Raw genomic sequence first — 25,586 nt, forward strand, 5'->3', positions numbered from 1 at the left:
TCAGAGTCATCCGCACAGGTCAGCCCCGGAAGATGAAGGTCACACTCGTGATCACTTCCTTATTTTCGTTCTCGTCCGTGGCATAGATCCAGACAGGACCCCCGAACGTTGAATCCGGGATCTTCACGTCCTTCTTGAATTCTCCGTCGTCGCCGACGCGAAAAGTGGCCAAAGAGGTGCCCCATGGTATATCCCATCGGATTGCGATCTTCTGGCCAGGGGTAAAATCGGTTCCGGATATGACGACGATGTCACCCATCCTGCCCTCGTCGGGGGAAGCGTTCAGGTCAGGCTCTCCTGCTCCCGGCGTCGATGCGGAGGAGCTAGGCCCCGGCGCCTTGTCAGCCGGTTCTGTAGCCGATGTCGAGCGAGTCTCCGACAGGCCGGTCGGCGTAGAACTCGTGGACTCGCCATCACCACCGCCGCTGACCGCCAACGTCACGACCGCTGAGATCACCGCCGCGACAACGGCGCCAGCCGCTCCGACCCACGCAGCTCCCATGACACTCCGATGGCCTTCTGGAGTTGGTCTCTCGTCCCGCTGTCCATCGGCCCCAGTCGGCATCTCTTCTTCTCCCCGCAGAGTGGACAGGATGATGACCCAGGGCTACATCAAGGGCAAGGAGGCGCCTATGGCAAGGGCATCGACCACATCTCGTCGACTCCACGATCGATCCGCGCCAAACCAGTGCGGAGTGCCAGCGGTTCGCGTCGGCGCGTCCCGCTGACGTCAACGGTTCCAGCAGGGTGTACGCAAACTGCCGCGGAGGCCGCCTCATCCAAAGGGCCAGTACAGCGCTGTGGTGCCGTAGCCGGGTCAGCCGAGTGCGTCGCCGAGCCCGGTCAGCAGGACGCGCTCACACGCTCCCGCCCCGTCGACCTGGTCCACGAGTCGGCGATCTGCACGAGTGCGACCGTCATCGCGCGCGACTCGCTGTCGGGGACCGGCCCGGCCTCATCTCGCCACGCCACCGGGTCGCGTCCCTCGAAAGCGATCTTCACGACCTGGCGCACCATCGGGAGGTCGGACGGCTCCACGCCCCCCTCCCACTGGCCGACCTTGTCCATCAGGATAGTGGTGAGCCGCTCGGCTATCTGCTCGCCGCCGGGACGGCCGGCGCCGATCTGGTCCAGCGCGCCCGCGATGAGGAAGACCGTCCCCCGCAGGAGTTCCCCCGCACCATAGAGGGCCGTGGCCGCCGCGATGCGCTCGCTCAGCGCGGGCCACGCCCTCTGGTCATCTGCCGAGCGCAGGATGATCACCTGATCCCACGCCAACGAAAGAGCCGATGCAGACGGCAGCCCCCTCCGCCGGACCAACCACCCTCTTGCCACACCCGATGACCCCCGGATACGTTCAGTGGCCCGATACCGTCTTCGTCAGAACTTCGCAGGCGCCAGATTGTCCGTCCCGTCCGCGGCCGTGGTGGACACCCACGCGATGGGGCGGGGCACGACGGTCGCGGTCAGCAGCTTGTAGAAGTCCCGGGTGGGCATGGCCTGGGGGTCGAAATCAACGCGCATGATCACCAGTATCCCCCGCGGGGCGGTCGCGCGGGCCGACCGGGGTTCCACGAGGCCGAGCGCGTGCCCGCGCCTCTCCTCCGGCCGCTTCGGCCCCGCGCTTGCACTCGCACCCGCATGTGAATGCACATGCGCACAAGAATTCACGGTGTTCACGCCGTCGGGGCGCGGCCTCCCCTTCCCCGGGAATCGGACTCCGCGCTTATCTGTGGGAGACGGGCCGATGCGGACCTGACCAGTTCGTTATCGGGGAGGTGTGTCTGGAAGCGCCTCTCCAGGCCGCTCCGATTCACATGTCCGTCCACCGATATCACTCGTCGGCTCCCATTCCCTACGCATTTCCGCGAAGCCCACGGTGCGGTGTTCCCCGGCCCCGGAGAGAGGTATGTCATGACCGCTGATGCCTTTACGCGGGGCACGGACCTCGTGGACGGCACCCTCCCACAGCGAACCGCCCTGGAGAACGCGCACCAATTGCTGCACCGGGCGCGCACGCTCACCACTCCGCTCCTGCGTGAGTGGGTCGGCCAACTGGACCCGCCGCTGCGGGACATGGCCGAATACCACTTCGGCTGGAAGGACGTGCGGGGCCGGTCCTGCGGGGAAGAGCGGCGCGGGAAGGGCGTGCGGCCGGCGCTCGTCTTCGCCAGCGCCGAGGCGGTCGGCTGCCGCCCAGGACGCGCGCGTCCGGCCGCTGTCGCCGTCGAGCTGCTGCACAACTTCTCCCTCGTGCACGACGACATCATCGACGGCGATCAGTTCCGGCACGGCCGTCGCACGCTGTGGAGCGCCTTCGACAGCGCCGACGCCACGCTGGCCGGGGACGCCCTGTTCACGCTGGCCTTCCGGGTGCTGGCCGAGACTCCGGCTCCTCGTGTGGTCCCGACGGTGCTGCATCTGTCGGCCGCGGCGCACGAGATGGCCACGGGTCAGGCGCGCGAACTGGTGCTTCAGCGCGACGGCGACAGCGGGCTGGAGCAGTGTGTGGAGGCGGCGCTGGGCAAGACCGGCGCGCTCATGGGAGGCGCCTGCGCGGTGGGGGCGATCGCCGGAGGCGCCGATGAGGAGCGTGCCGCGCACTTTCGTGCCTTCGGCAGGCAACTGGGGCTCGCCTTCCAGGTGACGGACGACATCCTGGGGCTCTGGGGCGATCCGGCCACGACGGGCAAGGCCGTCGGCGCCGATCTGGCGGTGCGCAAGCTGTCCCTTCCGGTGGCGGCGGCGCTCGCGTCCGGCACCGCGGCGGGGCGCGAACTCGGTGAACGCTACGCCGCGCCGCACCCGCCCGGGCCGGGTGACGTGGCTCGGATGACACAGCTCGTCGAAGAGGCCGGTGGCCGGGACTGGGCGTGGAACAAGACCGCCGAATGCCTGCGGAACGCCTTCGAACACCTGCGGCATGTGAAGCCCGCTCCGGGCCCGGCCTGTCATCTGGCGTCGCTGGCCGCCGCGGCCTGCCGGCGCAGCGCATGACCGTCGAAGAGCACGCGGACCCGAGACCTCCGCACGAAATACCCCGCACGGAACATCCCGTAGGAAAGGCCCACAGGAGAGGCCCACAGGAAAGGGGAGACTCATGACACACATTCAGCCCCCGAGGGACAAGCCGTTTCTGCCGAGGCAGTGGCTCCAGCGGTACGACGCGGTACACCTGACCCGGGGGTCCGACGACGAGGTACTGGAACTCCCCGTCGGCAGCTCCATTCTGTCCTTCCTGGACTACAACCCCCGCTGGTTCGTCGACCGGCTCGTGGAGACCCGCGGCAATACGCTGTTCACGCTGGGCCTCGACATGACCAACTCGTGCACCGACGCCTGCCCGATGTGCTTCACCATGGAGAAGCGAAAGGCCGAAGGGCTCCAGCTCCATCTCGATCCCGACGTGACACTGCGCCGCATGGCGCAGCTTCGCGAGTGGTATCCCGACACCTTCCGGCTCGTCATGATGTCCGGTTCCGGAGAGCCCCTCAATCTGCCGGGTGTGGAAGATCTGCTGGACGGAGTGGCGGAACTGGGGCTGGCCATCCGCGTCTACACCGCGGGCAAGAAGCTCCGCGTGGAACGTGTCCGTCGCGCCCTGCTGAATTCGGCCGTGGCCGTGCGGTTCAGTGTCGATGCCGTGCGCGAGGAGACCTTCCAGCGAGTGCACGCCGCGAGCGGGCTGGAGGAAAGGCTCGACGCCATCCGTCATCTGGTGTCCGAACGCGACGGTTCCGACAGCGAGACTCTGATCGGCGCGCACTTCGTCATTCAGCGGGACAACTGGGACGAGATCGTCCCGTTCGCCGAGCAGACGCGCCGGCTGGGCTGCGACTTCGTCTCGTACAGCCAGGAAACCTATGGAAACGTGGCCGGAGGTTTCACCTCCGAGCAGTTCCGGAGCATGGTCGCCGATCTCGCGACGGTGGAGGGCATGCACGACGACGATTTCGGGGTCATGGTTCCCACACTGACCGCGCGTCCCACGGTGCTGAACTTCGACAAGGAGTTCACCGCCGGCCAGTCCGTTCTCGACGGCTGTCACCACAGCCGTCAGCACATCTTCTTCGGCGTGCGCAACGACTTCTCCGCATGCTGCCTGGCGGGCATGGACTCCGATTTCAAACGCGAATCCCACATCGGCCCGCTGGACGAGGAATCCACGATGGACGGCGTCCGCACCGTGGTCGAGCAGGGAGTGGGCAGCGCCCTGGGGCGGCCCGCGAAACTGAGCTGCAACTCCTGCATGATGAACGGCTACAACGCCGTCCTCGACAAAATCTTCCGATTCCTCGACGGCGAACACCGGTGGGACTGCGAACTGCGCCCCTACGTCCCCGGCCGCACCCGCGCTGACGACTACGAACTCGTGGTCAAGGGGGCCTCGGACCAGGACCGGCTGACGGCGAGCACAGCCGCAGCGGACGGCCGCCACGCCCTCCTCCCGATCGTCGAGACCGGCTGAGCGCCACGGTTCCGTCCGCGCCCACTCAGCCGAGCCCATCGGGAGGTCCCATGGAACAGCCCCTGCCCTATCAGTTCTGTGTCGCCGTACTCGGAATTTCCTGGATCGTGGTGTACGGGCTGATCATTCACCACGGATTCCGTGACCGGGTGTACGGGATGCCGCTCGTCGCCGTGTGCGGAAACCTGTCCTGGGAGTTCCAGTTCGCCTTCATCAGGCCCTACGAAGCGGTCCAGCAGACCGCTGACGCCATCTGGTTCGTGATGAACCTGTTCATCGCCGCGACCGTGCTGAGGTACGGACCCCGCCAGTTCCCCGGCCTTCCCCGGTCCGGCTTCTACGCGCTGTTCGGCACCGGAATGCTGCTCGCGTTCACCGGAATGCCGCTGCTGGCCAGGGAACTGGGAGACATGGCGAGCATCTACACCGGGTTCGGCGACACGCTGATGATGTCCGCGCTGTTCATCTCCATGGCCATCGGCCGCCGTTCACTGGCGGGACAGTCCCTCGCCATCGCGTACACCAAGTGGCTCGGAACGGCCGTCGGAAGCGTGGCCTACTACTTCTTCGACGAGGATCATGCGGGCAACGCGCTCATCGGCTACGCGGGCATCGCCATCTTCGTCCTCGACGGAATCTATGCGGCTGTCCTGCACTGGCTCAAGTCCACCGGGCGGTCGCCCCAACGACACAGTGAGGTGTGAGCCGATGGAAATGCGGCAGTACCGCGAAATCATCGAGGACCGGGAAGCACGCGGTGCGCGATACCGCGACATGCTCCCCGCCTTCTACGAATTCGCCACGACGGCCTACCGCAACAACTGGGCGGAATCCTTCCACCTGCCGCCCTTCAAGGGACACGCCTCCCTCGCGGAGGCCCTGGCCGCCCAGGAGCACGAGCTGGCGTCGGCGGCCGGGTTCCGGCAGGGGATGCGGCTCCTCGACCTGGGCTGCGGTATCGGCGGCCCCGCCCTGTCGATCGCCCGGCACACCGGTGCGCACGTCACCGGCGTGAACATCGTGCCGATGCAGGTCCGCCTCGCACGCGCCAAGGCGTCGGAGCAACAGCTCTCCGGCCAGGCGGAATTCGAGGTCGCCGACATGACGGACCTGCCCTTCCCCGACGCGTCGTTCGACGGCGCCTTCTCTTTCGACGCCATCTGCCACGCACCCGACAAACCGGCCGTCTACGCCGAGGCCGGCCGCGTGCTCAAGCCCGGCGCGGTGTTCAGCGGCTGCGACTGGCTGTGCGCCGACGGGCTGAGCGCGGCCCGGTACCAGGAGTCCATCGAGCCCGTATGCGCCTTCGCGGCGCTGCCCTCCGTGCTGACCCTCGGCGAGGTCTCCCGGGAGCTGACCGCCGCGGGCTTCACCGTCGAGGAGTGCCACGACCTCGCCGACGAGGGCGACATGGCCCCCAACTGGGAGCTGTTCGAGCGCGCCGCCGCCACCATTCCCGCGCCGCGTACCGGCGCCTCGGACGCTCTGTGGCGGCACGCGACGTCCACCGCCAGGGCCGGCCGTTCCGGAGAGTTCCTCGTCGGCGCATGGCGCGCCCGGAAGACCCGCGACAGCCAGTGAAACCGGCAGAGCAAGCAAGGCCAGAGCAGTGACGACAGGAGAGAAGATGAGCCGCTACGACACCCTGATCAAGAACGGCACCGTCATCGACGGCCGGCGCACCCCACGCGTGCGCGCCGACGTCGCCATCAAGGACGGCAGGATCGCCGCCATCGGCAAGGTGCCCGCCTCCGACGCCGAACGCGTCCTGGACGCCGACGGGCTGATCGTCGCCCCCGGCTTCGTGGACCTGCACACCCACTACGACGCACAGCTCTTCTGGGACCCGTATTGCAGCATCTCCGGCTACCACGGCGTGACGTCCGTGGTCATCGGCAACTGCGGCTACGGCTTCGCACCCGTACGCCCGGACGCCCGGGACGCGGCCATGCGGACGCTGACCCGCGTCGAGCAGATCTCCTACGACTCCATGAAGCAGACGCTGCCGTGGACGTGGGAGGACTTCCCCGGGTTCCTCGACGCCGTCGAAGACACCCCGAAGGGGGTGAACGTCCTTCCGTACATGGGCGTCAACCCGCTCCTGAACTACGTCATGGGAGAGGAGGAGGCCAAGACCCGGCACGCCACCGCGGACGAGAACGCCGAGATCGCCCGGCTCTTCGACGAAGCCCTGGCGGCGGGCGCCTGCGGCTGGTCGGCGCTGCGGTGTCCGCCGGACTCCTACTCCAGTGTGCATCGCGACCACGACGGGACCTCCTTCGCCTCCGACCTGATGAGCGACGAGACGGCGCTGGCCCTGGGCCGGGTGATGGCCGAGCGCAACACCGGGTTCATCGAACTGACCATGGTCTCCAACGATCCGATGGCCGACATCGCCCATATGGAGGAGCTGGCGCAGGTCAGCGGCCGGCCGATCCTCTGGAACACGCTGGTGGTCGACGGCGCCGACCCCGACCGGCACCGCATGGCCATGGCCTGGTTCGACAGTTGCCGCGAACGCGGGCTCCCGCTCTACTGCCAGGCCACCACGACGGACGTGAGCATGCCGTTCACCCTCGATGTGTGGAATCTGTGGGACGCCAACCCCGCCTGGCAGCAGGCACTCACCGGCACCACGCCCGAGCGCATGGCCAAGCTTGAGGACCCCGCGGTGCGCAAGGCACTGAAACAGGAAGAGGTGGTCCTCTTCCCGCTGCGCCTTGTCACTCTGATCCACACCGGACTCGACGAGTACAAGCAGTACGAAGGACAGCTCCTGCCCGAGATCGCCGAGCGGACCGGCAGCGACCCCGTCGACGTTCTCCTGGACATCTCGCTGGCCGAGGGCCTGCGCACGCAGTGGAAGGTCGACCTGCTGGAGCCCGACTCCTCCCTCCTGCGCGAAGTCATCCAGCACCCCTGGATGATCCCCGGGGTCTCCGACGGCGGCGCGCACAGCAAGATGCTGACCTCCGGCCGTTTTCCCACCGAGCACATCGAGACCTACGTCCGCGACTACCAGTGGGTCTCCCTGGAGGAGATGCACTGGAAGCTGTCGGCCTTCCCTGCCTGGGTCGCGGGCTTCAAGGACCGCGGCACGCTCGTCGAAGGCGCCCCCGCCGACATCGTCGTCTACGACTACGAGAACCTGCGCTCGCTGCCCGAGGAGATCGCCCACGATCTGCCGGGCGGCGACTGGCGCCGGGTGCGCCGCGCCGAGGGCTACCGGTACATCCTCGTCAACGGCGAGGTCACCTTCGCCGAAGGCCAGTGCACCGGAGCGACTCCCGGGCGGCTCCTGCGGCACGGCGCGTAGCCCGCCGGAGCAGGTGGTCAGCGATGACGGCTATGACGGCCGACACTCAGGCAGGTGAACCCGTGGCGGTCGTGGGTGCGGGCATCGCAGGGCTGACCGCGGCCTTCCGCCTGCGGCAGGCCGGGTGCGCCGTGCGCGTCTTCGACGCCGCGCCTCCCCAGCGCGTCGGCGGACGCATGGCAACGGAGGAACGCGGGGGCTTCGGCATCGATCTGGGCGCTCCGCTGCTGGGCCGCTCCTACCGCCGCATGCTGCGGCTCGTCCTGGACGCCGGACTCGCCCCGGAGATCCTGCCCGCGTCGGACCTGATCGGGGTGGCCCACGACGGAACCGTCCACCACAGCCGGACCGGGACCCCGGTCCGGCTGCTGGCCGGTGAGCTGCTGTCGTCCCTCCCGCTCAGCGACCGGGCCAAACTGCTCGCCGACCTGCGCAGGCTCCGGCCGGCCCTGCACCCCACGGACATGTCCGCCGCCGCGCCCCACGACTTCGACACCCTCGCGCGCTACGCCCTGCGCCGAGGGCTCGCCCCGCAGACCCTCGAACACTTCCTGGACCCCCTCAACACCACGCTCTGTCTCGGCGAACCGGAAGACACCTCCGCGCTCGGCGCGTTCCTCTACCTGGCGTTCCTGCTCTCCTCCCGCGGGCTCTTCACCTCCGCCCACGGCAGCGGCTTCCTCCCCCAGGGGCTCGCCCGGCAACTTCCCGTCACCCATCACGCGCACGTGACCTCGGTGGAGGAGCACGCCGAGGAGGTCCGCCTCACCTGGCGGCACCCCGGGGAGGAGGAGCACACCCACCGCGCCCGGGCCGCCGTACTCGCCGTACCCCCGCCTTCCCTACCCGCTCTCTTCCCGCAACTCCCGCCCGCGCAGCAGGACTTCTTCCGCGCCACCCGGTACTCCAGGCTCCTCCAGGTCACCTTCTGCCTGGGACGCCGCACCCGCGAGAAGGCCGTCCTGCTGCACGCCTCCCGCACCGAGTGCCCGCACATCGCGAGCTTCCTGCTGCCGCACAACCTCTCCCCGGCGCGGGTCGCACAGGGCCGGGGAATGATCACGACCTATCTGCGCGGTGCGTCCAGCGCACGCTATTGGGACCTCGACGACGAGACGATCGCCGACCATGTGCTGTCCGGTATGGCACAGCTCGGGGTCCTGCCGGAAGCGGCCACCCACGGCGTCGCCGTCCACGTCGACCGCATCGACCCGTGCGTGGTGCGGCGCGGGGCGGGCGACTACCGGCATCTGGCCCGCGCGGCCGTGACGCACCCCCTTCCGGGCCACGTACAGCTCGCGGGCGGAGACCACTTCGGCCACTCCACCACCATCGGCAGTCTCGTGTCCGGCGAAGAATCCGCCCGGCGCGTCCTGGCCCGGCTCCGGCCCGGACCCGGGTCCCACGGCCCCTGACCAGGAAGGCCCGCCATGCAGGCACCCTCCTCGCCTCCCGCTCCCCCATCTCCCGTCTCTCCCCCTTCTCCCATCCTCGTCACCGGCTGCTCCAGCGGCATCGGCCGGGCGACCGCGCTGCGGCTGGCGCGCGCTGGCCACACCGTGTACGCGACGGCGCGCCGCCCCGAGACGCTCCAGGAGCTGCGCGACCACCACTGCCGCCCGCTGCGTCTCGACGTGACCGACGAGGCGTCGATGCGCGACGCCGTGACGGCCGTGGAAGCGGCGCACGGACGGGTCGGCACGCTCGTCAACAACGCCGGCTACGCGGAGATCGGCCCCGTCGAACACCTCACGGCGGACCGGCTCCGCCGGCAGTTCGAGACCAACGTCATCGGCGCCCTGCGCCTGAGCCAACTGGTGCTCCCTGGCATGCGGTCAGCGGGCGTGGGCCGCATCATCAACGTCGGGTCGATCGGCGGCCGGTGCGTCTTCCCTCTGTGGGGCGGCTACACCGCCTCCAAACACGCACTGACCGCACTCACCGAAACCCTGCGCATGGAGGTCGCCCGCCACGGGGTACGGGTGGTGCTCGTCGAACCCGGTCTGACCCGGACCAACTTCGCAGCCGCCATCGACCACAACATCACCCGCCACGCGACCGGCCCCGCGCCCACCGGCACCCCCGATACCCACGGAGCCCCCGACCCCTACGAAGCCCCCTTGGAAGGGTTCCGCGCACTGGTGAGGGGAGTGCTCGGCGACACCACCGGCGCCGCGCCCGCCAGGCTCCGCGCCGGAATGCTGAGGCGGATCCTCAAAGAGCCCGACGCCGTCGTCGCGGTGCTCGCCCATGCCGCGACGGTGCGACGGCCGCACGCCCGCTACTTGGTGCCTGCCCACGCCCGCGTCGCCGTCGCCGCGCGGCGCCTGCTGCCCGCCTCGCAGTGGAACGCCCTGGTCTCCGCAGTCTTCCTCGGACGGCAGCGGCCACCGGACCCGGCAGGCGGGCCGGGAGGCCCTGCCGTCACTCCCGCAGGTCCTCCGCCTTGACGCCGACGAGCAGCAGGACGACCGCCAGCAGCACGATCCCCGCGCTGATCTGGAGGCCGAGGGCGAGGCTGCCGGTGCTGTGCTGGATGAAGCCGAGCAGCGACGGGGACGCCGCAGCGGCGAACGAGCCCATCGAGGTCACCAGCGCGATCCCGGTGGCGGCGGCCCGCTCCCCCAGGTAGATGGAGGGGATGGAGTAGAAGACGGTGAGGCCCGAGTAGTGGGCGGCGGCGAGAACCGCCAGGAGCGGCACGACGACGGTGACGCCGTCCGCGGTGAAGGAGAGGGCCAGCATCGCGAGCGCCGCGACGGTCCAGCTCAGTGCGGCGTGCCAGCGGCGTTCCAGGGTGCGGTCGGAGTGCCGCCCGACGATCAGCATGACCACGATGCCGAGCAGGGGCGGCAGGGCCGAGAAGAAGCCGAGGTCGAGGACGTCGCCGACGCCCGCCTCCGCGATGATCCGCGGGGTCCAGAACGACACGGCGTTGGCGAGGGTGTAGGCGCCGCAGGCGCAGAGGCCGATGATCCACAGCTTCGGGTCGCGCAACGCGAGGAGCAGTCCGCCGTGGCCCTTGCCGGCCGTCTCGCCAGCCGCCCCTTCCGTGCCCTTCCGCCGCTGGTCCGCTTCGAGGTCCGCGCGGACGGCGGCGCGCTGTGCGGGGATCAGCCAGCGTGCCTGTTCGGGGCCGTCGAGGAGCCACAGCAGGACGGCGCCCGCGAGCAGGACGGGCGGGACGCCCTCGATGATGAACAGCCACTGCCAGTCGGCGAGGCCGCCGACGCCGCCGAAGGAGTCCATGATGGCGCCGGACATGAGGGACCCGAGGACGCCGGAGACGGGGACGCCCGCGAAGAACACGGCGGTCATGCGGGTGCGCCTGGCCGAGGGGAACCAGAGCGAGAGGAAGTAGAGGGCGCCTGGGAAGAACCCGGCCTCCGCGATGCCGAGGAGGAAGCGGGCGAGGTAGAAGGTGATCTCGTTCTGCACCAGCGAGGTGGCGACGGTGATGACGCCCCAGGACGCCATGATGCGCACGAGCGTCATCCGGGCGCCGATCCGGGCGAGCAGCGCGCTGCTCGGCACCTCGAAGAGGATGAAGCCCACGAAGAAGAGGGTCACGCCGAGGCCGTAGACCGCGGAGCCGAACCCGAGGTCGCGCTGGAGCCCCTGCTGGGCGATCCCGATGTTGGTGCGGTCGATGAAGCTGACGATGTAGCAGATGACCAGGAGCGGCATCACACGCCAGGCGATGGTGCGGTAGGTCGCATCGCGGTCGACCTCGGCTGTGCCGGGGGTGCCCGGTGAGGAGCCCTGCGGGGAGTCCTTCGGGGAGTCCGGTGGTTCGGTGAAGGTTGACGGGTCGGCCACGACGTACGGCTCCTTTGCTGAACAGTCTCGCCGGAGGCGGCGGGCGCTGCGAGTCTCAGCCGCTTAAGTTGATAAAGTCAACACCTTGGACGGCACCGCCTAGGCCGGGGATACCATGCCGCCCATGGTGAAACGTGAGGATGGCCGAGACCTCGTGCCGATCTCCGAGCTGCTGTCCTACCGGCTGTCGCGCACGTCCTCGGCGCTGTCGCGCAGCGCGGCACTCCGGTACCGCCGCGAGTTCGACGTCAGCCTGGGCGAGTGGCGCACCCTCGCGCTCATCGCGGCCGATCCGACGCTGACGCTGAACCGGCTTGCCCGACGGGCGGGTCTCGACAAGGCGCAGATGAGCCGGGTCGTCCGCGGCCTGGTCGAGCGGGGGTTCGTGAACCGTACGGAGGGGACGGGGCGCAGCCGCCAACTGGCCCTCACCGAGGCCGGGGTCGAGGTGTACCGGGGGCTGATCGGCGCCGCGAACGAGCGGGACGCGGCCTTCGCCGCCGCCCTCACCGAGGAGGAGACGCGCGTCCTGGACCGGGCCCTGGACAAGCTCGCCGACCTCGCACTGTCCCTGGAACACCAGGAGCGGGAGCACTTCGACAAGGACTAGCCAGGGGCCGGGCAGGGACCGGGTGTCGACTCGCACATGTGTTGACAACATCAACAGGCGGGGGATAGTTCTGATCGGGTCATCCTGAAGGGGAGGTGGCTCGATGACCGACACGGTCACCATCTGCGAATGCTTCGCCCGGGACGGGCTCCAGCACGAGCCCGCGTTCGTGCCGACCGCAACGAAGATCGACCTGCTGGAGATGTTCGCCGACGCGGGCTTCCGCCGCGTCGAGGCGACGAGCTACAGCCATCCGCGCTGGGTCCCCGCCTTCGCCGACGCGAGCGAGGTACTGGCCGGTGTCACACACCGGCCGCGCGTGGCGTTCAAGGCGACGTGCCCCAACCCGCGGGCCGTCGAGCGGGCCCTGGCCGACCTCGAACTGGGCGTGGGCGCGGAGGAATTGAGCCTGCTGGTCTCGGCCAGCGAGAGCCACACGCGCAAGAACCTGCGCAGCACGCGGGAAGAGCAGTGGCGGCGGGTCGAGGAGATGACCTCGCTGGCCGGCGGCCGGTTCCGGCTCGTCGGAGTGGTCTCCGTCGCGTTCGGCTGCCCCTTCGAGGGGCGGATCGATCCGGGCCGCGTCGCCGAGGACGTCGCCCGCTTCGTGGGGCTCGGCGCCGACGCCGTCACGCTGGGCGACACCACGGGCGTCGCCACCCCCGGAGACGTCACCCGGCTCTTCACCCGGCTGGAGCGCGAGCACCCCGGGCTGCCGGTCGTCGCCCACTTCCACAACACCCGGGGGACGGCCGTCGCGAACGCGGTGGCGGCCCTGGAGGCGGGCTGCCGACACTTCGACAGTGCGCTCGGAGGCGTCGGCGGCCACCCGTCGAAGATCGGCTACGGCGCCGGGCTCACCGGCAACGTCTGCACCGAGGACCTGGTGAGCCTGTTCGAGGCCATGGGCGTGGACACCGGACTCGACCTGGACGCGCTCGCCGCCGCGTCCGCGGCCTGCGAGAAGGCGCTGGGCCGCCCGCTGCACAGCATGGTGGCGCGCGCCGGATTCCAGCGCTCCGCCGCCTGACTCCCCGCCTCTCCCCCTCCCCCACCCCCACCGCGTACCGCCCGACCGAGGAGAACCCTCCGTGACCGTCACGACCAGCGGACAGCCGACCGACACGGGCTCAACGGGCTCGACGGATTCGACGGGCTCAACGGGCTCGACGGACGCAGGCGTCCTGCGCGTCGAGGACCGAGGCCCCGTCCGCGTCCTCACCCTCAACCGCCCCGACAAGCTCAACGCCCTCGACACGGCCCTCACCCGCGCCCTCGACGACGCGCTCACCGCCGCGGAGGAGGACGACGAGGTGCGCGCCGTCGTGCTCACCGGCGCGGGGCGAGGCTTCTGTTCGGGCGCCGATCTGTCGGAGTTCTCGTCGCTCACCCCCGGCCGGCCCGATGCCGTCCTGGAGAGGGCGGCCCTCACCGCCCGGCTCCAGACGCGGATGCAGCGGATGGGCACACCGGTCGTCGCCGCGGCGCACGGTGCAGCGGTGGGCGGCGGCGCCGGGCTCGTCGTGGGCGCCGACATGACCGTCGTGGGCACGGACCTGAAGTTCGGCTACCCGGAGCTGCGGCACTCGATCGTCCCGGCGCTCGTCATGACCGGGCTCCAGCGCCAGTTCAGCCGCAAGCTGGCCTTCGAGCTGGTGAGCACGGGGCGGCTGCTGTCAGCGGCGGAGGCGGCGGAACACGGCCTGGCCAACCGCGTCGTCGAACCGGATCAGGTGGTCGAGGCCGCGCTGGAGATCGCGGAGCGGTGGGCTGCCGTGGAGCCCCGCGCGCTCCGTGCGGCCAAGGAGCTGTTCTACCGCGTCGCGGATCTGCCGACCGAGGCGGCGATGCGGGCCGGGCAGGACGTGAACGCGCTGATGCGGGGGTTCCGCCGGTGAACGCCGCCAGCGCCTCCGGCACCCCCGGCACGCCCAGCCCGCCCGGCCCGTCCAGCACACCCGGTTCGCCCAGCGCCCCCGCCCCGCTGGAGGGCGTCACCGTCCTCGACTTCTCGCGGGTCCTCGCGGCGCCGATGGCCACGCAGATCCTCGCCGAACTGGGCGCCACCGTCATCAAGGTGGAACGGCCAAGCGGCGGCGACGAGACCCGCGGCTTCGAGCCCCGCCTGCCCCAGGGCGAGAGCGCCTACTTCTTCGCGTTCAACCGAGGCAAGCGCTCCGTCACTCTGGACCTCAAGAACCCCCGAGGCCGGGACCTCGCCCGCCGCCTCGCAGCCGGCGCCGACGTCGTCGTGGAGAACTTCCTGCCGGGCGCCATGGACAAGCTGGGCCTGGGCTACGACGAGCTCGCCGCGCACAACCCGGGCCTGGTGTACGTGTCGGCCACCGGCTTCGGGCAGAGCGGCCCCGACCGCATGCGCAAGGGCTACGACACCATCTTCCAGGCGCTGTCCGGCGTCATGGCGATGACCGGGGAGCCGGACGGGCCGCCCAGCAAGGCCGGTATACCCGTCGCGGACATGACCTCAGGCCTCTGGGTCGCGATCGCCGCGCTCACCGGGCTCGCCGGACGCGGTGCCACAGGGCACGGGCGGCACTTCGACGTCTCCATGATGGACGTCCAGCTCAGTCTCCAGGCCCTCAACGCGGCCCGGCTGTTCGCGCTGGACGAGGATCCGTCGCGCACCGGCACCGAACACCCCGGGCGGGTGCCCTCCGCCGCCTTCCAGGCCGCCGACGGCGGCTGGCTGCACATCAGCGGAAGCGACCAGCACTGGGGGCCGCTGTGCTCCGTGCTCGGTCTCGACGGACTCGGCGAGGACCCTTCTCTGCGTCACAACGCGGGGCGCGTCGCCCACCGCGAGCGGGTGATGACCGCGCTGCGCACGGCGATCGCGGCGCGGAACCGCGAAGCGCTGCTCAAGGAGCTGTACGCCGCCGACGTCCCGGCGGGCGAGGTCCGCGGCGTACGGGAGGCACTGGCCGCCCCGCACGCGCGGGAGCGGGGCGTCGTTACCGGCTTCGACCACCCCGCCGAGGGCCCCTTCCAGGCCGTGCGCACTCCGCTGCGCGAGACGGGCGGCGAGCCCGCGCCCGCCGGGACTCCCCCGCTGCTGGGCGCCGACACCGACGACGTGCTCGCGGAGTTCGCCGGGCTCGACGACGCCGAGATCGAGGGCCTGCGGGCCACGGGGGTGATCTGAGGTGACCGGAACCGGCGAGCCGGCCGCCACAGCGGCGAATGCCCAGGACCCGCGTGTGCGTCACACGGTGACCGACGGCATCGCCCACGTCGAACTGGCCAGGCCGCGCGCCCGCAACGCCGTGGACCTGCCCATGTGCCGGGAGCTGAGGTCGGTCTTCGAGGAGATCGACGCCGACGACGGCGTCCGCGTGGTGCTCCTGTCCGCGCGGGGCCCCGCCTTCTGCGCAGGGGCCGACCTCAAGGAGCGGGCCGGGCAGGACGCCGCCTGGGTCCGCCGCCGTCGGCTCGCCTCGTTCGCCGCCTACGAGGCCGTCGAGCAGTGCCGCCGTCCGGTCGTCGCGCTCGTGCACGGTGCGGTCGTGGGGTCCGGCGGCGAGATCACGCTGGCCGCCGACTTCGCCGTCGCCGCCGAGAGCACCGTCTTCCGCTTCCCTGAGCCGCACTGGGGCACGGTCGGCGCCACCCAGCGGTTGCAGCGCGCGATCGGCAAGCGCCGCGCGAAGGAACTCCTCTTCACCGGACGCCCCATGCCGGCCGCCGAAGCCCTCGGCCTGGGCGTCGTCTCCCGAGTGGTCCCCGACGAGCGACTGGCCGACGCGGGCGCGGAGATCGCGGAGCGGATCGCGGAGGCACCGCCGCTCGCCATCTCGCTGACCAAGCGGGCCGTCGACCTCGGCGGCGAGACCGACCTCGACCGGGGCATCAGGATCGAGATGTCCGCGATCGAACAGTGCCTGGCCGACGGCGGCTGGCGCGACGGCGTCGACCGGTTCGCGCGCCGCGGCTCCGAGGACTCCCGCACCACCGACGTGGAGAAGTGATGAACCTCAGCAGGACGACATGCCCCCTCACCCCGCACGAGGCCCTGGAACGCGCCGCGTTCCTCGCGCCCGACGTGGAGGCCGTGGTCACGGCCGAGGAACGCGTCACCTACGGTGAGCTGGCCGCCGGGGTGGCCCGGATCCGGTCGGCGCTCTCCGCTGCCGGAATCGGCCGGGGCGACCGTGTCGGCCTCTGCCTCGGCAACGGTCCCCGCTGGGTCGCCCTGTTCCTCGCCCTGGGCTCTGTCGGCGCGGTGACCGTCCCCGTCAACACCCGCTGCACCGCCGACGAGGTGGCACACACCCTCGCCCACGCGAAGGTCTCCACGCTGTTCGTCGCGGACCGCGTCCTCCGCGTCGACTTCCGCACCGTCCTGGACGAGATCGGCGTCGGCACGGAGGCCACCGGCGGGGACGGCACCGTCGCCTGTGCCGCCCTGCCCGGCCTGGAACGCGTCGTCATGCTCGGCGAGGACACACCCGGATGGGCGACACCGTGGCCCGCGTTCCTGGCCGAAGGAGGCACCGGTGCGGCTCCCCCGCCGACAGGTGCCCCCGATGACATCCTCCTCGTGCAGTACACCTCCGGCACGACCTCCCGCCCCAAGGGCGTGCTGCTCACCCAGCGCGGCATGTGCGCCGACGCGTTCTTCTCCGGCGCCCGGCTCGGCCTGCGCCCCGGGGACCGCTTCCACAGCGCGCGGCCCTTCTTCCACGTCGCCGGGAGCACCCTGTCCGTCCTGGCGTGCCTCCAGCACGCCGCCACACTGGTCACGATGCCGAAGTTTGAACCGGCCGAGGCGCTGCGACTGCTGGAGGCCGAGCGCTGCACCCACTTCTCCGGCAACGACACCATCGCGCTGATGCTGCTCAACCACCCCGACCGCGCACACCGCACGCTGCGTCTGCGGGGCGCGTGGGTCGCCGCCTCGCCCACCGTCATCCGGCGGGTGATCGACGAGCTGGGCGCCACCGAGTGCGTCGCCGGCTACGGGCTGTCCGAGGCGTCCCCCAACGTCGCGCAGTCCTGCTGGTGGGAGGAGGACGAGGTGCGCGCCTCCGGCGCGATGCGGGTGGAGCCCGGCGTCGAGGTGCGCATCCGGGCCCTGGACAACACCCGCGACTGCGGCCCGGACGAGCCGGGCTCCATCCTGGTGCGCGGCTGGAACGTGATGCGGGGCTATCTCGACGCGCCCGAGGCGACCGCCGCCGCCATCGACCCCGACGGCTGGCTGGCCACGGGCGACGTCGGCGCCCTCGACACCTCCGGGCGGCTGCACTTCGTGGGACGCACCAAGGACATCATCCGGGTCGGCGGCGAGAACGTCGCACCGGCCGACGTGGAGGACACCCTGCACCGGCATCCGCTGGTGCGGCAGGCCGTCGTGGTCGGCGTCCCCGACGAACGGCTGGTCGAGGTCCCCTTCGCGTTCGTCGTCCTCACCGAACCGGGCGTCACCGAGCCGGGCAGCACCGAACCCGGCGTCACCGAGGACGAGTTGATCGAGTGGGCCCGCACCCGGATGGCGGGCTTCAAGGTGCCGCGCCATCTGCGGATCGTCGACGGGTTCGAGGGCATCGGCATGACCGCCAGCTCCAAGGTGCGGAAGAACCTGCTCGCCGAGCACGCCCGCACGCTGCTCGCGGGGCAGGACGACGAGGTGCCCGCATGACGCGCATCCCCACACCGGTCACCCGGCTGCTCGGCATCGACCTGCCGGTCGTCCAGGCGGGCATGTCCTGGGCGTCCTCGTGCTCGGCGCTGCCGCTCGCGGTCAGCAGGGCCGGGGGTCTCGGGGTCGTCGCCGCAGGACCGATGCGGCTGGCCGACCTCGCGCGCGTGCTCGACGAGACGGCGGCGGGCACCGACCGCCCCTGGGCGGTCAACCTCCCGCTCTACCGGCAGGGCGCCGAGGACGTCATCGAGCTGCTCCTCTCCCGCAGACCGCCCGTGGTCATCGCCTCCCAGGGCGGGCCGCGCCGCTATCTGGAGCGCTTCCACGACGTCGGCACCCGCTGCCTGCACGTCGTGGCCGGTGTCGAGCACGCCCGCAAGGCAGCCGAAGCGGGGGTCGACGGTCTTGTGGTCGTCGGCGCGGAGGCGGGCGGGCACCCGCCGCCCGCCATGGTGACCACCCAGGTCCTGGTGCGTGCCGTGGTCTCGGCCGTCCCGGAGGTCCCCGTGATCGCCTCCGGCGGGATCGCGGACGGCGCCGGACTGGCCGCGATGCTGGCACTGGGCGCGGGCGCGGCGCAGTTCGGCACCCGCTTCCTCGCGACGGAGGAGGCCACCGTGCACCCCGACTACAAGGCGGCGGTCCTCGCCACCGGGGTGGACGGCACCCGCACCGTCGGACACGGCCTCGGCGTCATCCGCGCCGTGGCGAACGACTTCACCGCACGCATGGGGCGTCTGGAGGAGTCGGCGGCCGAACTGGACGTGCGGCGGAAGGAGTTCCGGTCCGTCACTCTCAAGGACGCAGCGCTGCACGGCAGGGTGCGCGACGCCAAGGTGGAGGCCGGGCAGTCCGCCGGTCTCGTCGACTCGGTGCTCCCCGCGGCCGACGTCGTCGAACGCGTCGTCACCGAGTACCGCGCCGCGGTCGCCCGTCTCCCCCTTCCCGTCGAGCCGGAGTCGAAGTCGGAGACCCCGTCCGCGTAGCAGGCGCCGGGCCCGGACGGTGCCGCCGGGGCGTGTTTTACGGGGTCGCCCACCTCGTCGTATCACTACACGTATCCGGTACAACACCCTAAGTAGCCCCTGGGTGTGACTGATCCACCGTATGGAGTGATCATTCCGGACCAAGGCACATAACCCACACCTCCGCGAACCAAGCTCTCGGCGTGGCGATCGCCGGACGGCTCAACAGCCCTCCGTGCGGCCTGACATGGCTGTTCCCCGCCATGTCACTTCGGTCGAGAGGATGCGTTGGATTGCGCGGTACGACGAGCAGGAGACGGGGCGCCTGGAGGACGGCGTCGGTGGCGGCAGCGGTGCTGTCCGTGCTGGCGGGGCCGACCGCGGCGGGCGTGAGCCAGGCCGCTTCCGGGCCCGACATCATGAGCTGGGGCGCCGGACCGGCGGGCCAGTTGGGCGACGGCGGTACCGGTGACCGCTGGTCGCCTGGCCCGGTGACGGGGCTGAACCGGGGCGAGGTGCGGGAGATCTCCGCGGGCGGGACGGAGAGCGGCAACTCCTTCGCCGTCGCGCAGTTGGAGGACGGCACCGTACGGGCCTGGGGCAGCGACTCCGCCGGGCAGCTCGGCAACGGCACCCGGCACGACCGGGCCACCCCCGACACGGTGACCGGACTGCGGGATGTGACGGACGTGGCGGCGGGCGGCGCACACGCGCTGGCCGTCAGCAAGGGCCGGGTGTGGGCGTGGGGCGAGAACGGGGACGGCCAGCTCGGCATCAACCGCTCCGGTGACGAACAGACCGTTCCCGAACGGGTGCCCAGCGTCTTCATGGCCCGGCAGGTGGCCGCGGGCTGCGACTTCAGCCTGGCGGTCATGGAGGACGGCACCGTCTGGTCCTGGGGCAACGGCGACCGCGGCCAGCTCGGCACCGGAGACCGCGCGCCGCAGAGCGTGCCCCAGGAGGTCAAGGGGCTGCCGGAGAACATCGCCGAGGTCGCCGCAGGATGCCACCACGCGCTCGCCCGCACCGAGGGCGGCGAGGTGTGGGCCTGGGGCACCAATCTCAAGGGGCAACTGGGCGACGGCACCACGAAGGGCAGCAGCGCCGAACCGGTCAAGACACGGTGGCTGCGGGACATCAGCCGGATCACAGCGGGCGCCGACCACAGCTTCGCGCTCCGCAACGACAAGCGGGTCTACGGCTGGGGCAACAACCGGCACGGGCAGTTGCTGGAGCAGGACGCGAGCAGCGCGTCCGGCGCGGGGCACACCAACCGCAACACGCCCGTGGAGATCGACGCGCTCGACGGCGCCAGTGACCTGGCCGCGGGCCGCGAGCACGGCCTCGCCGTCATCGAGGACAAGGTCGTCGCGTGGGGCGCGAACGGCGTGGGTCAGCTCGGGAACGGCACCAACGTCGCCCGCTCCGCCTCTCCCGTGACCGCCGTGCGCGGGGACTTCCAGCACGTCGCCGCTTCGCTGGCGGGCAACTCCAGCTACGCGTACTGAGCGCTCACGAAAGGCATTCCCGCATGACGATGAGGACGAGAACGAGGATGAGGACGGGGACGATGAACCGGAAACACCGGCCCGGCCGGGGCCAACTGCGCGGCGCGTGCGGCCTGTTGGCCGTAGCGGCGGTGCTCTCGACGGTCGTGGGCGCCGCTCCCGCCGCGCCCGCCGCCGGATCACCCGACCCGTGGGTCTACTCCTGGGGCCAGAACGCCTCCGGCGAGCTGGGCAACGGGTCCACCGTCGAACAGCGCACCCCCGGTCCCGTGCAGGGGCTGGCCCGCGAGGACGTGAAGCAGATGGGCGCGGGCGGGGCGGGTACCAACGGCCCGTTCGGCGTCGCGCTGCTGAAGAACGGCACGCTGAAGTCCTGGGGCGACAACAAGTTCGGGCAGCTCGGCAACGGATCCGTCCAGTCACGCTCGTTCCCGGCCGCCGTCGGGGGGCTGCGCGGCGTCAGGTCTCTCGCCGTCGGCTGCCACCACGCACTCGCCGTGAAGGACGGACGGGTGTGGTCCTGGGGCCGTAACGAGCACGGACAGCTCGGCGACGGAACCACCAGCGCCAAGGACACCGGCTCCGCCAGGCCCGTCGCGGTACAGGGCCTGGACAAGGTCAAGGCCGTAGCGGCCGGTTGCCTGCACAGCCTGGCGCTGCGTCAGGACGGGACGGTGTGGGCCTGGGGCCACGGCAACCACGGGCAGCTCGGCAACGGGGCGAACACCGACCGCAACACCCCGCAGCGGGTGCCCGATCTGGACGGTGTGACCGGGGTTTCGGCGGGCGGGTACCACTCCACCGCTCTCACCAGCGACCACAAGGTCAAGGCGTGGGGCATCGGCACTGAGGGCCAGCTCGGCAACGACACCGTCGCCAACAGCAACAAGCCGGTCGACGTGCAGCACTTGGAGGACGTCGAGAAGCTCTTCTCGGGGGCCCGCTCCAACTTCGCGCTGCTGGCCGACGGCAGCGTCAAGGGCTGGGGCCGCAACGCCAGCGGCGAACTCGGCGACGGCACGAAGACCAACCGCACCTCCCCCGTGCCGATCGAGGGCCTCACAGGCGTCCGCGAACTGTCCGCGGGGCGCCACCACAGCGCGGCAATCCTCGACGACCGTTCCGTCGTCACCTGGGGAGCGAACACCAGCGGCCAGTTGGGCGACGGCAGTACGGACAACGCCGACAAGCCCGTGACCGCGCTTCCCGCGAACAGCGGCGTGAACCACCTGACCTCCGGCCGCGAAGCCAACTTCGACTTCGCCTACTGATCCCCGCTTCCCCTTCCGCAACGACCCCCGTACAGACAAGGAACCGCACATGAACCTCCGTACCGCATGGGCCCGCAGAGTCCTGGGCCTCACCGCCGCCGTCTGCGCCGCCACCCTCTACGGCGCCCCCGTTGCCGGTGCCGTCAGCGCGGCGCCACTCACCGCCGCGGCGCCCTGCGCCGCGAACGACACACAGTGCCTGGAACAGCAGAAGAAGCAGGAGGAGGAGCAGAAGAAGGAGAAGGAACAGGAGAACAAGCGCGAGCAGGGCGAGCGGACCGCGGAGTCCGGGCAGGACCAGGTCGCCGATCACAGCAAGGAGGCCGAGAAGGGCATCGGCGACGCCAAGGACCAGGTCGAGTCCTGCCCGCCGGGATCGCAGGAGTGCATGGGCAAGGTCGTCGGCGACGGCACCCAGCAGTACGAGGACACCGCGCAGGGCAAGGGCATGGGCGCCACCCAGCAGAAGATCGACGACTTCCACCCCGAGCCGCAGAACAACGCCGACGCGGCGGTGGACTCCACCTGCGACGGCTTCGCCGCCGACCTCCCGGCCTCGGCGCTGGAATCCAGCGACCCCGACGAGTCCCTCACGGGCGTCTGCGAGGCCATGGCCCAGTGAGCGACAGCCGTCAGGTGGACAGCCACCGTCCCGCCCATCCGTCCAGCCCCGCCGGCCCGGCGCGCGTCCGCCGCGCCGCACGCGCCCGGCTCCTCCCCGTCACCGCGCTGGCCCTGGCCGCGCTGCTCCCGGCCGCCGGTTCCGTGGCCGCCGAGCCCCGCCCTGAACCGCCCACCGTGTCCACGTCCGGCGCCCAGCCGGACTCGCAGAAGCGCCCCGCCATCCCCCGGGCGCGGGCGTACGACAAGAACAACAAGCTGATGTCCTCGACGAAGCCGATCGTGCGGCACTGCGGCAAGAACCCCAAGGACTGCCAGTTCAAGATGAACCGCGCGGTGCTGCCGCTCCAGTACTACAGCACCGTGAGATCGCTGGGCAACGCGGTCATCAACTGCACCAAGAGCGACATCGCTGTGGACCGCACCGTCAGCCTCGAAACCGGCAGCCAGGACAACCTCGGCGGTGAGATCACCGGGTCCATCGCCGTGGAGGGCAGCATCAACGCCAGCGGCGAGGTGTCGGCCGGGGTGAGCGGTGAAGGCCACGCGACCGCGAAGACGCCCGACCTCTCCAAGGGCCCGACGTCCGAGTTCGGCGCCAAGGGCGGCGCCAACGCCGGTGGCAAGGTCGGCGCCTCGGCGGGGCTGCGGGCCACCTTCTCCGGCGCGTTCAAGGCGCACTACGACAAGACGTGGACGTCCAAGCACACCGAGTCCACGACCTACCGCATGACCGTCAAGCGAGGCGACGCCCTGACCTTCGCGGCGAGCGCGGCCATGCAGCGCATCTCGGGCACGCTGACCACCAAGCGCGGCGATCGCATCACCAACGTCATCGTGGAGGGCCCCTCCACCGTCAACAGCAGCTCCCTCATCGCCAAGACCACCACCGCGGCGGGCAACACCTGCGACCGGCTCCGCCCCGGGAGCGGCGGCCCCCAGCCCCCGGACTTCTACTCGGCACCGGCCTCCGGACGCCCCGCAGCGGGTCCCGAGAGCAAGCGGTCCCCGTCAGGCCGCGTACCCGCCACGAAGACCAAGGAAGGGCTGACCGTCCTCCCCGCCGACCTCGCGCGAAAGGTGGGCCAGGACCAGTGATCCGAACCCGAACCCGTCCGCACCCTCGGCACACGCACACGCACACGCACACGCACACGCACCCGCACACCGCCCGCACGGCGCGCACCGCCACGGCACGCACCGCCGCCACGCTCACCGTCCTCATGACCGGCGCACTGCTGGCCGGGACCGTACCGCAGACCGGCACAGCAGCAGCGGCGGAACCCGGGGCGCGCACGGTACCCGTGATCAACGGGGACCTCACAGTGCCCGCGTTCACCGCCAGCGGCAGTGGTGACCGGCTCACCGGCTGGACCGTCCAGTACCCGTACCGGCTGCTGCCCGCCGACGCGCGCCACCCCGACGGGCTGCCCGCTCTGCTGCTGCGCAACAAGCGCGCAGCGGACCAGAGCGTCAGCCAGCGGCTTCGCGGCGTACGGGCCGGAGCGAAGGTGACCGTCACCTTCGACGACATGACAGGGGGCGCCAACCGCTCCTGCGGCAAGGAGCAGATCGACGCCGGTCAGCCGTACACCCTCCAGGGCTCCGGCGGCACGAAGCGGAGCTTCACGACCGAACCGGGCGGCACCGACTGGCGCCGCGACCAGAGCTACACCTTCACGGCGGACGAGAACGAGCCCCTGATCACCTTCGCCTCCGCGCAGACCAAGGGCCGCTGGGACTGCGGTCCGCTGCTCGCCAAGGTCCGCGCCAGCCAGGTGCCGCCCCCGGTGGACAAGACGATCCCCAAAAACCGGCTGCCCGAGCCCGAAGCCTTCCAGGGCAACGAGCGCATCACCGCGCAGAAGGCCGCCGACCACTGCGCGAGCGCCCGGAGCAACTGCGCCTTCACCGTGGACAAGGAGTACTCGTACACCTACTACGACACCTCACGGGTCGTCGGCGAGGCGTATCTCAACTGCACCCGCAACACCGTCAGCCACGAGCGGCCGGTCACGTACAGGGGACGCGCCTATGACAATCTGAGCCAGAGCACCGACATCGAGCGGCTGGGCAACCCCAAGGACAACCTGAACCAGCAGTTCACCTCCGGCTTCGACAAGAGTTCGCCGGAGCCCTGGCGCTGGTCCACGTCGACGGACCGGACGGTCCACGAGACCATCGAGGCGGGCGAGGCGGGCTGGATCGAGGCCCAGCCCGGCAGGCAGCGCGTCGACGGGTGGCTGGTGAGCAGCGGCGACGACCCCGACAAGCAGATCCGTCTGCACGTGGTCGCCGACGGTCCCTCACCACGGGTACCTGACCGCATCTACCAGCGCACGGGCCCGCGCGCCACGGGCGAGAAGGAACGCTGCCGCTCCTACCGCCCGAACGCGCCCACCCCCGTGGGCGAGGACGCGCCGGCGGCCGGAGCCGACCGGGAAGCCTGACCCCGACAGCACCGAGGGGCCCCAGGGGGTCCGAGGGGCGTGCCGCACATGGCGCCCCTCGGACCCCTCGCCTTTCAGTGGATGTGGGAGCCGCCGTTGATGTCGTAGGTGACACCGGTGAGGTACTCGGACTCGGGCCGGGCCAGGAAGGCGATGACGTCGGCGACATCGGTGACGGTTCCTGTGCGGCCCATCGGGATGTCGGCGACCATGGCGGCCTTGCGCTCCGGGTCGAGACGGCCGGCGGTGATGTCGGTGTCTATCAGGCCGGGCGCGACGGAGTTGACGGTGACTCCGGAGGGGCCCAGCTCACGGGCCAGGGCACGCGAGAAGCCGAGCAGGGCCGCCTTCGCCGCCGAGTACGCGACACCGCCGAAGACACCGCCGCCCCGCTCGGCCGAGACCGAGGAGAGGTGGACGATCCGGCCGAAGCCGCGCTCGGCCATGCCGGGCGCGATGCGCCGGGTGACGAGGAAGCTGCCGCGGACGTTGACGTCGAAGATGCGGTCCCACTCCTCTGCCGAGACGTCGAGGAAGCGGGTGGGCGAGGTGATCCCGGCGTTGTTGACCAGGGCGCCGATCGGCGTCAGCTCGGCCTCGACGGCGGCGACGGCGGTGTCCACCGCGTCGGGGTCCGTCACATCGGCGGCGACCCCCAGCGTCCGCACACCGTGTGTCCCGGCCACCTCGCGCGCGGTGTCCTCGGCCGCGCTCTCGTCGATGTCGATGACGGCGATGTCGTAGCCACCCGCCGCCAGTGCGTGCGCCGTGGCCCGCCCGATGCCACGCGGCGACCCCGCACCGGTGACGACGGCGGAGCGGGAGAGGGGGGACGAGGGAGTGGAAGGGGAGGTCATCGGGGTCTCCTTGGAGAAGCGGATGGGTGTGGGTGAGGT

23 protein-coding genes and 1 pseudogene are annotated in these 25,586 nt (G+C 71.0%); 19 read left to right on the plus strand and 5 right to left on the minus strand.

Annotated features, from left to right (window positions below; translation table 11 throughout):
• Positions 1 to 19 precede the first annotated feature (19 nt).
• The 3 genes and pseudogenes from ACWGJ2_RS19895 to ACWGJ2_RS19905 all read right to left on the minus strand — a co-directional run.
• Positions 20 to 502 carry a hypothetical protein gene (locus tag ACWGJ2_RS19895; protein ID WP_453347447.1) on the minus strand — a complete coding sequence of 161 codons (483 nt, stop codon included), beginning with the start codon at positions 500 to 502 and terminating at the stop codon, positions 20 to 22.
• A 341-nt stretch (positions 503 to 843) separates the two neighbouring features.
• Positions 844 to 1,278, minus strand: a complete 435-nt coding sequence (locus ACWGJ2_RS19900) for a hypothetical protein (protein WP_453347448.1) — start codon at positions 1,276 to 1,278, stop codon at positions 844 to 846.
• A 105-nt stretch (positions 1,279 to 1,383) separates the two neighbouring features.
• Positions 1,384 to 1,524 (minus strand): annotated as a pseudogene (locus ACWGJ2_RS19905) (flavin reductase family protein); the annotation flags it as partial.
• A 390-nt stretch (positions 1,525 to 1,914) separates the two neighbouring features.
• On the opposite strand from ACWGJ2_RS19905, the gene ACWGJ2_RS19910 reads away from it, so the two are divergent.
• The 7 genes from ACWGJ2_RS19910 to ACWGJ2_RS19940 all read left to right on the plus strand — a co-directional run bounded on the left by ACWGJ2_RS19910 (position 1,915) and on the right by ACWGJ2_RS19940 (position 10,234).
• Positions 1,915 to 2,997 carry a polyprenyl synthetase family protein gene (locus tag ACWGJ2_RS19910; RefSeq protein ID WP_453347449.1) on the plus strand — a complete coding sequence of 361 codons (1,083 nt, stop codon included), beginning with the start codon at positions 1,915 to 1,917 and terminating at the stop codon, positions 2,995 to 2,997.
• A gap of 103 nt (positions 2,998 to 3,100) precedes the next feature.
• Positions 3,101 to 4,468 carry a radical SAM protein gene (locus tag ACWGJ2_RS19915; protein WP_453347450.1) on the plus strand — a complete coding sequence of 456 codons (1,368 nt, stop codon included), beginning with the start codon at positions 3,101 to 3,103 and terminating at the stop codon, positions 4,466 to 4,468.
• A 50-nt stretch (positions 4,469 to 4,518) separates the two neighbouring features.
• Positions 4,519 to 5,172 (plus strand): transmembrane-type terpene cyclase, encoded by a 654-nt coding sequence (locus tag ACWGJ2_RS19920; protein ID WP_453347451.1) that lies wholly within the window; start codon positions 4,519 to 4,521, stop codon positions 5,170 to 5,172.
• A 4-nt stretch (positions 5,173 to 5,176) separates the two neighbouring features.
• Positions 5,177 to 6,049 carry an SAM-dependent methyltransferase gene (locus tag ACWGJ2_RS19925; protein WP_453347452.1) on the plus strand — a complete coding sequence of 291 codons (873 nt, stop codon included), beginning with the start codon at positions 5,177 to 5,179 and terminating at the stop codon, positions 6,047 to 6,049.
• 46 nt (positions 6,050 to 6,095) lie between these two features.
• The gene (locus ACWGJ2_RS19930) at positions 6,096 to 7,784 is read left to right on the plus strand and encodes an N-acyl-D-amino-acid deacylase family protein (protein WP_453347453.1); all 1,689 of its coding nucleotides are present in this window, start codon (positions 6,096 to 6,098) and stop codon (positions 7,782 to 7,784) included.
• A gap of 23 nt (positions 7,785 to 7,807) precedes the next feature.
• Positions 7,808 to 9,199: a protoporphyrinogen/coproporphyrinogen oxidase gene (locus ACWGJ2_RS19935; protein ID WP_453347454.1), complete on the plus strand. Its 1,392-nt coding sequence runs from the start codon at positions 7,808 to 7,810 to the stop codon at positions 9,197 to 9,199.
• Between the two features lie 15 nt (positions 9,200 to 9,214).
• Entirely contained in the window at positions 9,215 to 10,234 is a 1,020-nt protein-coding gene (locus ACWGJ2_RS19940; protein WP_453347455.1) for an SDR family NAD(P)-dependent oxidoreductase, read from the plus strand.
• Here ACWGJ2_RS19940 and ACWGJ2_RS19945 read toward each other — a convergent pair.
• On the minus strand, positions 10,209 to 11,603 hold the full coding sequence (locus ACWGJ2_RS19945; RefSeq protein WP_453347456.1) for an MFS transporter: 1,395 nt from the start codon (positions 11,601 to 11,603) through the stop codon (positions 10,209 to 10,211). The genes ACWGJ2_RS19940 and ACWGJ2_RS19945 overlap by 26 nt on opposite strands.
• Positions 11,604 to 11,727: 124 nt before the next feature.
• Between ACWGJ2_RS19945 and ACWGJ2_RS19950 the strand changes: the two genes are divergently transcribed.
• The 12 genes from ACWGJ2_RS19950 (at position 11,728) to ACWGJ2_RS20005 (ending at position 24,690) form a co-directional block, all read left to right on the plus strand.
• On the plus strand, positions 11,728 to 12,213 hold the full coding sequence (locus ACWGJ2_RS19950; RefSeq protein WP_453347457.1) for a MarR family winged helix-turn-helix transcriptional regulator: 486 nt from the start codon (positions 11,728 to 11,730) through the stop codon (positions 12,211 to 12,213).
• A 103-nt stretch (positions 12,214 to 12,316) separates the two neighbouring features.
• Positions 12,317 to 13,243 carry a hydroxymethylglutaryl-CoA lyase gene (locus ACWGJ2_RS19955; protein WP_453347458.1) on the plus strand — a complete coding sequence of 309 codons (927 nt, stop codon included), beginning with the start codon at positions 12,317 to 12,319 and terminating at the stop codon, positions 13,241 to 13,243.
• A 61-nt stretch (positions 13,244 to 13,304) separates the two neighbouring features.
• Positions 13,305 to 14,111, plus strand: coding sequence for an enoyl-CoA hydratase/isomerase family protein (locus ACWGJ2_RS19960; RefSeq protein ID WP_453347459.1), 807 nt, complete (start codon positions 13,305 to 13,307; stop codon positions 14,109 to 14,111).
• A complete protein-coding gene (locus ACWGJ2_RS19965; RefSeq protein WP_453347460.1) occupies positions 14,108 to 15,376 on the plus strand; it encodes a CaiB/BaiF CoA transferase family protein in 1,269 nt (422 codons plus the stop codon). The genes ACWGJ2_RS19960 and ACWGJ2_RS19965 overlap by 4 nt, the downstream gene beginning before the upstream one ends.
• A gap of 55 nt (positions 15,377 to 15,431) precedes the next feature.
• Positions 15,432 to 16,199 carry an enoyl-CoA hydratase/isomerase family protein gene (locus ACWGJ2_RS19970; RefSeq protein WP_453347461.1) on the plus strand — a complete coding sequence of 256 codons (768 nt, stop codon included), beginning with the start codon at positions 15,432 to 15,434 and terminating at the stop codon, positions 16,197 to 16,199.
• The gene (locus ACWGJ2_RS19975) at positions 16,199 to 17,872 is read left to right on the plus strand and encodes an AMP-binding protein (RefSeq protein ID WP_453347462.1); all 1,674 of its coding nucleotides are present in this window, start codon (positions 16,199 to 16,201) and stop codon (positions 17,870 to 17,872) included. Before ACWGJ2_RS19970 ends, ACWGJ2_RS19975 begins: the two co-directional genes overlap by 1 nt.
• On the plus strand, positions 17,869 to 18,861 hold the full coding sequence (locus ACWGJ2_RS19980) for an NAD(P)H-dependent flavin oxidoreductase (RefSeq protein WP_453347463.1): 993 nt from the start codon (positions 17,869 to 17,871) through the stop codon (positions 18,859 to 18,861). The genes ACWGJ2_RS19975 and ACWGJ2_RS19980 overlap by 4 nt, the downstream gene beginning before the upstream one ends.
• Before the next feature lie 320 nt (positions 18,862 to 19,181).
• The gene (locus tag ACWGJ2_RS19985) at positions 19,182 to 20,348 is read left to right on the plus strand and encodes an RCC1 domain-containing protein (protein WP_453347464.1); all 1,167 of its coding nucleotides are present in this window, start codon (positions 19,182 to 19,184) and stop codon (positions 20,346 to 20,348) included.
• 62 nt (positions 20,349 to 20,410) lie between these two features.
• Positions 20,411 to 21,619, plus strand: coding sequence for an RCC1 domain-containing protein (locus ACWGJ2_RS19990; RefSeq protein WP_453347465.1), 1,209 nt, complete (start codon positions 20,411 to 20,413; stop codon positions 21,617 to 21,619).
• A gap of 49 nt (positions 21,620 to 21,668) precedes the next feature.
• On the plus strand, positions 21,669 to 22,241 hold the full coding sequence (locus ACWGJ2_RS19995) for a hypothetical protein (RefSeq protein ID WP_453347466.1): 573 nt from the start codon (positions 21,669 to 21,671) through the stop codon (positions 22,239 to 22,241).
• On the plus strand, positions 22,238 to 23,338 hold the full coding sequence (locus tag ACWGJ2_RS20000) for a hypothetical protein (RefSeq protein ID WP_453347467.1): 1,101 nt from the start codon (positions 22,238 to 22,240) through the stop codon (positions 23,336 to 23,338). The genes ACWGJ2_RS19995 and ACWGJ2_RS20000 overlap by 4 nt, the downstream gene beginning before the upstream one ends.
• The gene (locus ACWGJ2_RS20005) at positions 23,335 to 24,690 is read left to right on the plus strand and encodes a hypothetical protein (RefSeq protein WP_453347468.1); all 1,356 of its coding nucleotides are present in this window, start codon (positions 23,335 to 23,337) and stop codon (positions 24,688 to 24,690) included. Before ACWGJ2_RS20000 ends, ACWGJ2_RS20005 begins: the two co-directional genes overlap by 4 nt.
• 74 nt (positions 24,691 to 24,764) lie before the next feature.
• On the opposite strand, the gene ACWGJ2_RS20010 is transcribed toward ACWGJ2_RS20005, so the two are convergent.
• Positions 24,765 to 25,547 carry an SDR family NAD(P)-dependent oxidoreductase gene (locus tag ACWGJ2_RS20010; protein WP_453347469.1) on the minus strand — a complete coding sequence of 261 codons (783 nt, stop codon included), beginning with the start codon at positions 25,545 to 25,547 and terminating at the stop codon, positions 24,765 to 24,767.
• Positions 25,548 to 25,586 lie beyond the last annotated feature (39 nt).

This window comes from Streptomyces sp. NPDC054796, from assembly GCF_053611545.1.

What these genes read in the sequence shown, in the direction of transcription:
- ACWGJ2_RS19895 (WP_453347447.1), bottom strand. Translation starts at nt 502, where the DNA reads ATGGGAGCTGCGTGGGTCGGAGCGGCTGGCGCCGTTGTCGCGGCGGTG.
- ACWGJ2_RS19910 (WP_453347449.1), top strand. Translation starts at nt 1,915, where the DNA reads ATGACCGCTGATGCCTTTACGCGGGGCACGGACCTCGTGGACGGCACC.
- ACWGJ2_RS19915 (WP_453347450.1), top strand. Translation starts at nt 3,101, where the DNA reads ATGACACACATTCAGCCCCCGAGGGACAAGCCGTTTCTGCCGAGGCAG.
- ACWGJ2_RS19920 (WP_453347451.1), top strand. Translation starts at nt 4,519, where the DNA reads ATGGAACAGCCCCTGCCCTATCAGTTCTGTGTCGCCGTACTCGGAATT.
- ACWGJ2_RS19925 (WP_453347452.1), top strand. Translation starts at nt 5,177, where the DNA reads ATGGAAATGCGGCAGTACCGCGAAATCATCGAGGACCGGGAAGCACGC.
- ACWGJ2_RS19930 (WP_453347453.1), top strand. Translation starts at nt 6,096, where the DNA reads ATGAGCCGCTACGACACCCTGATCAAGAACGGCACCGTCATCGACGGC.
- ACWGJ2_RS19935 (WP_453347454.1), top strand. Translation starts at nt 7,808, where the DNA reads ATGACGGCTATGACGGCCGACACTCAGGCAGGTGAACCCGTGGCGGTC.
- ACWGJ2_RS19940 (WP_453347455.1), top strand. Translation starts at nt 9,215, where the DNA reads ATGCAGGCACCCTCCTCGCCTCCCGCTCCCCCATCTCCCGTCTCTCCC.
- ACWGJ2_RS19950 (WP_453347457.1), top strand. Translation starts at nt 11,728, where the DNA reads ATGGTGAAACGTGAGGATGGCCGAGACCTCGTGCCGATCTCCGAGCTG.
- ACWGJ2_RS19955 (WP_453347458.1), top strand. Translation starts at nt 12,317, where the DNA reads ATGACCGACACGGTCACCATCTGCGAATGCTTCGCCCGGGACGGGCTC.
- ACWGJ2_RS19975 (WP_453347462.1), top strand. Translation starts at nt 16,199, where the DNA reads ATGAACCTCAGCAGGACGACATGCCCCCTCACCCCGCACGAGGCCCTG.
- ACWGJ2_RS19980 (WP_453347463.1), top strand. Translation starts at nt 17,869, where the DNA reads ATGACGCGCATCCCCACACCGGTCACCCGGCTGCTCGGCATCGACCTG.
- ACWGJ2_RS19990 (WP_453347465.1), top strand. Translation starts at nt 20,411, where the DNA reads ATGAACCGGAAACACCGGCCCGGCCGGGGCCAACTGCGCGGCGCGTGC.
- ACWGJ2_RS19995 (WP_453347466.1), top strand. Translation starts at nt 21,669, where the DNA reads ATGAACCTCCGTACCGCATGGGCCCGCAGAGTCCTGGGCCTCACCGCC.
- ACWGJ2_RS20010 (WP_453347469.1), bottom strand. Translation starts at nt 25,547, where the DNA reads ATGACCTCCCCTTCCACTCCCTCGTCCCCCCTCTCCCGCTCCGCCGTC.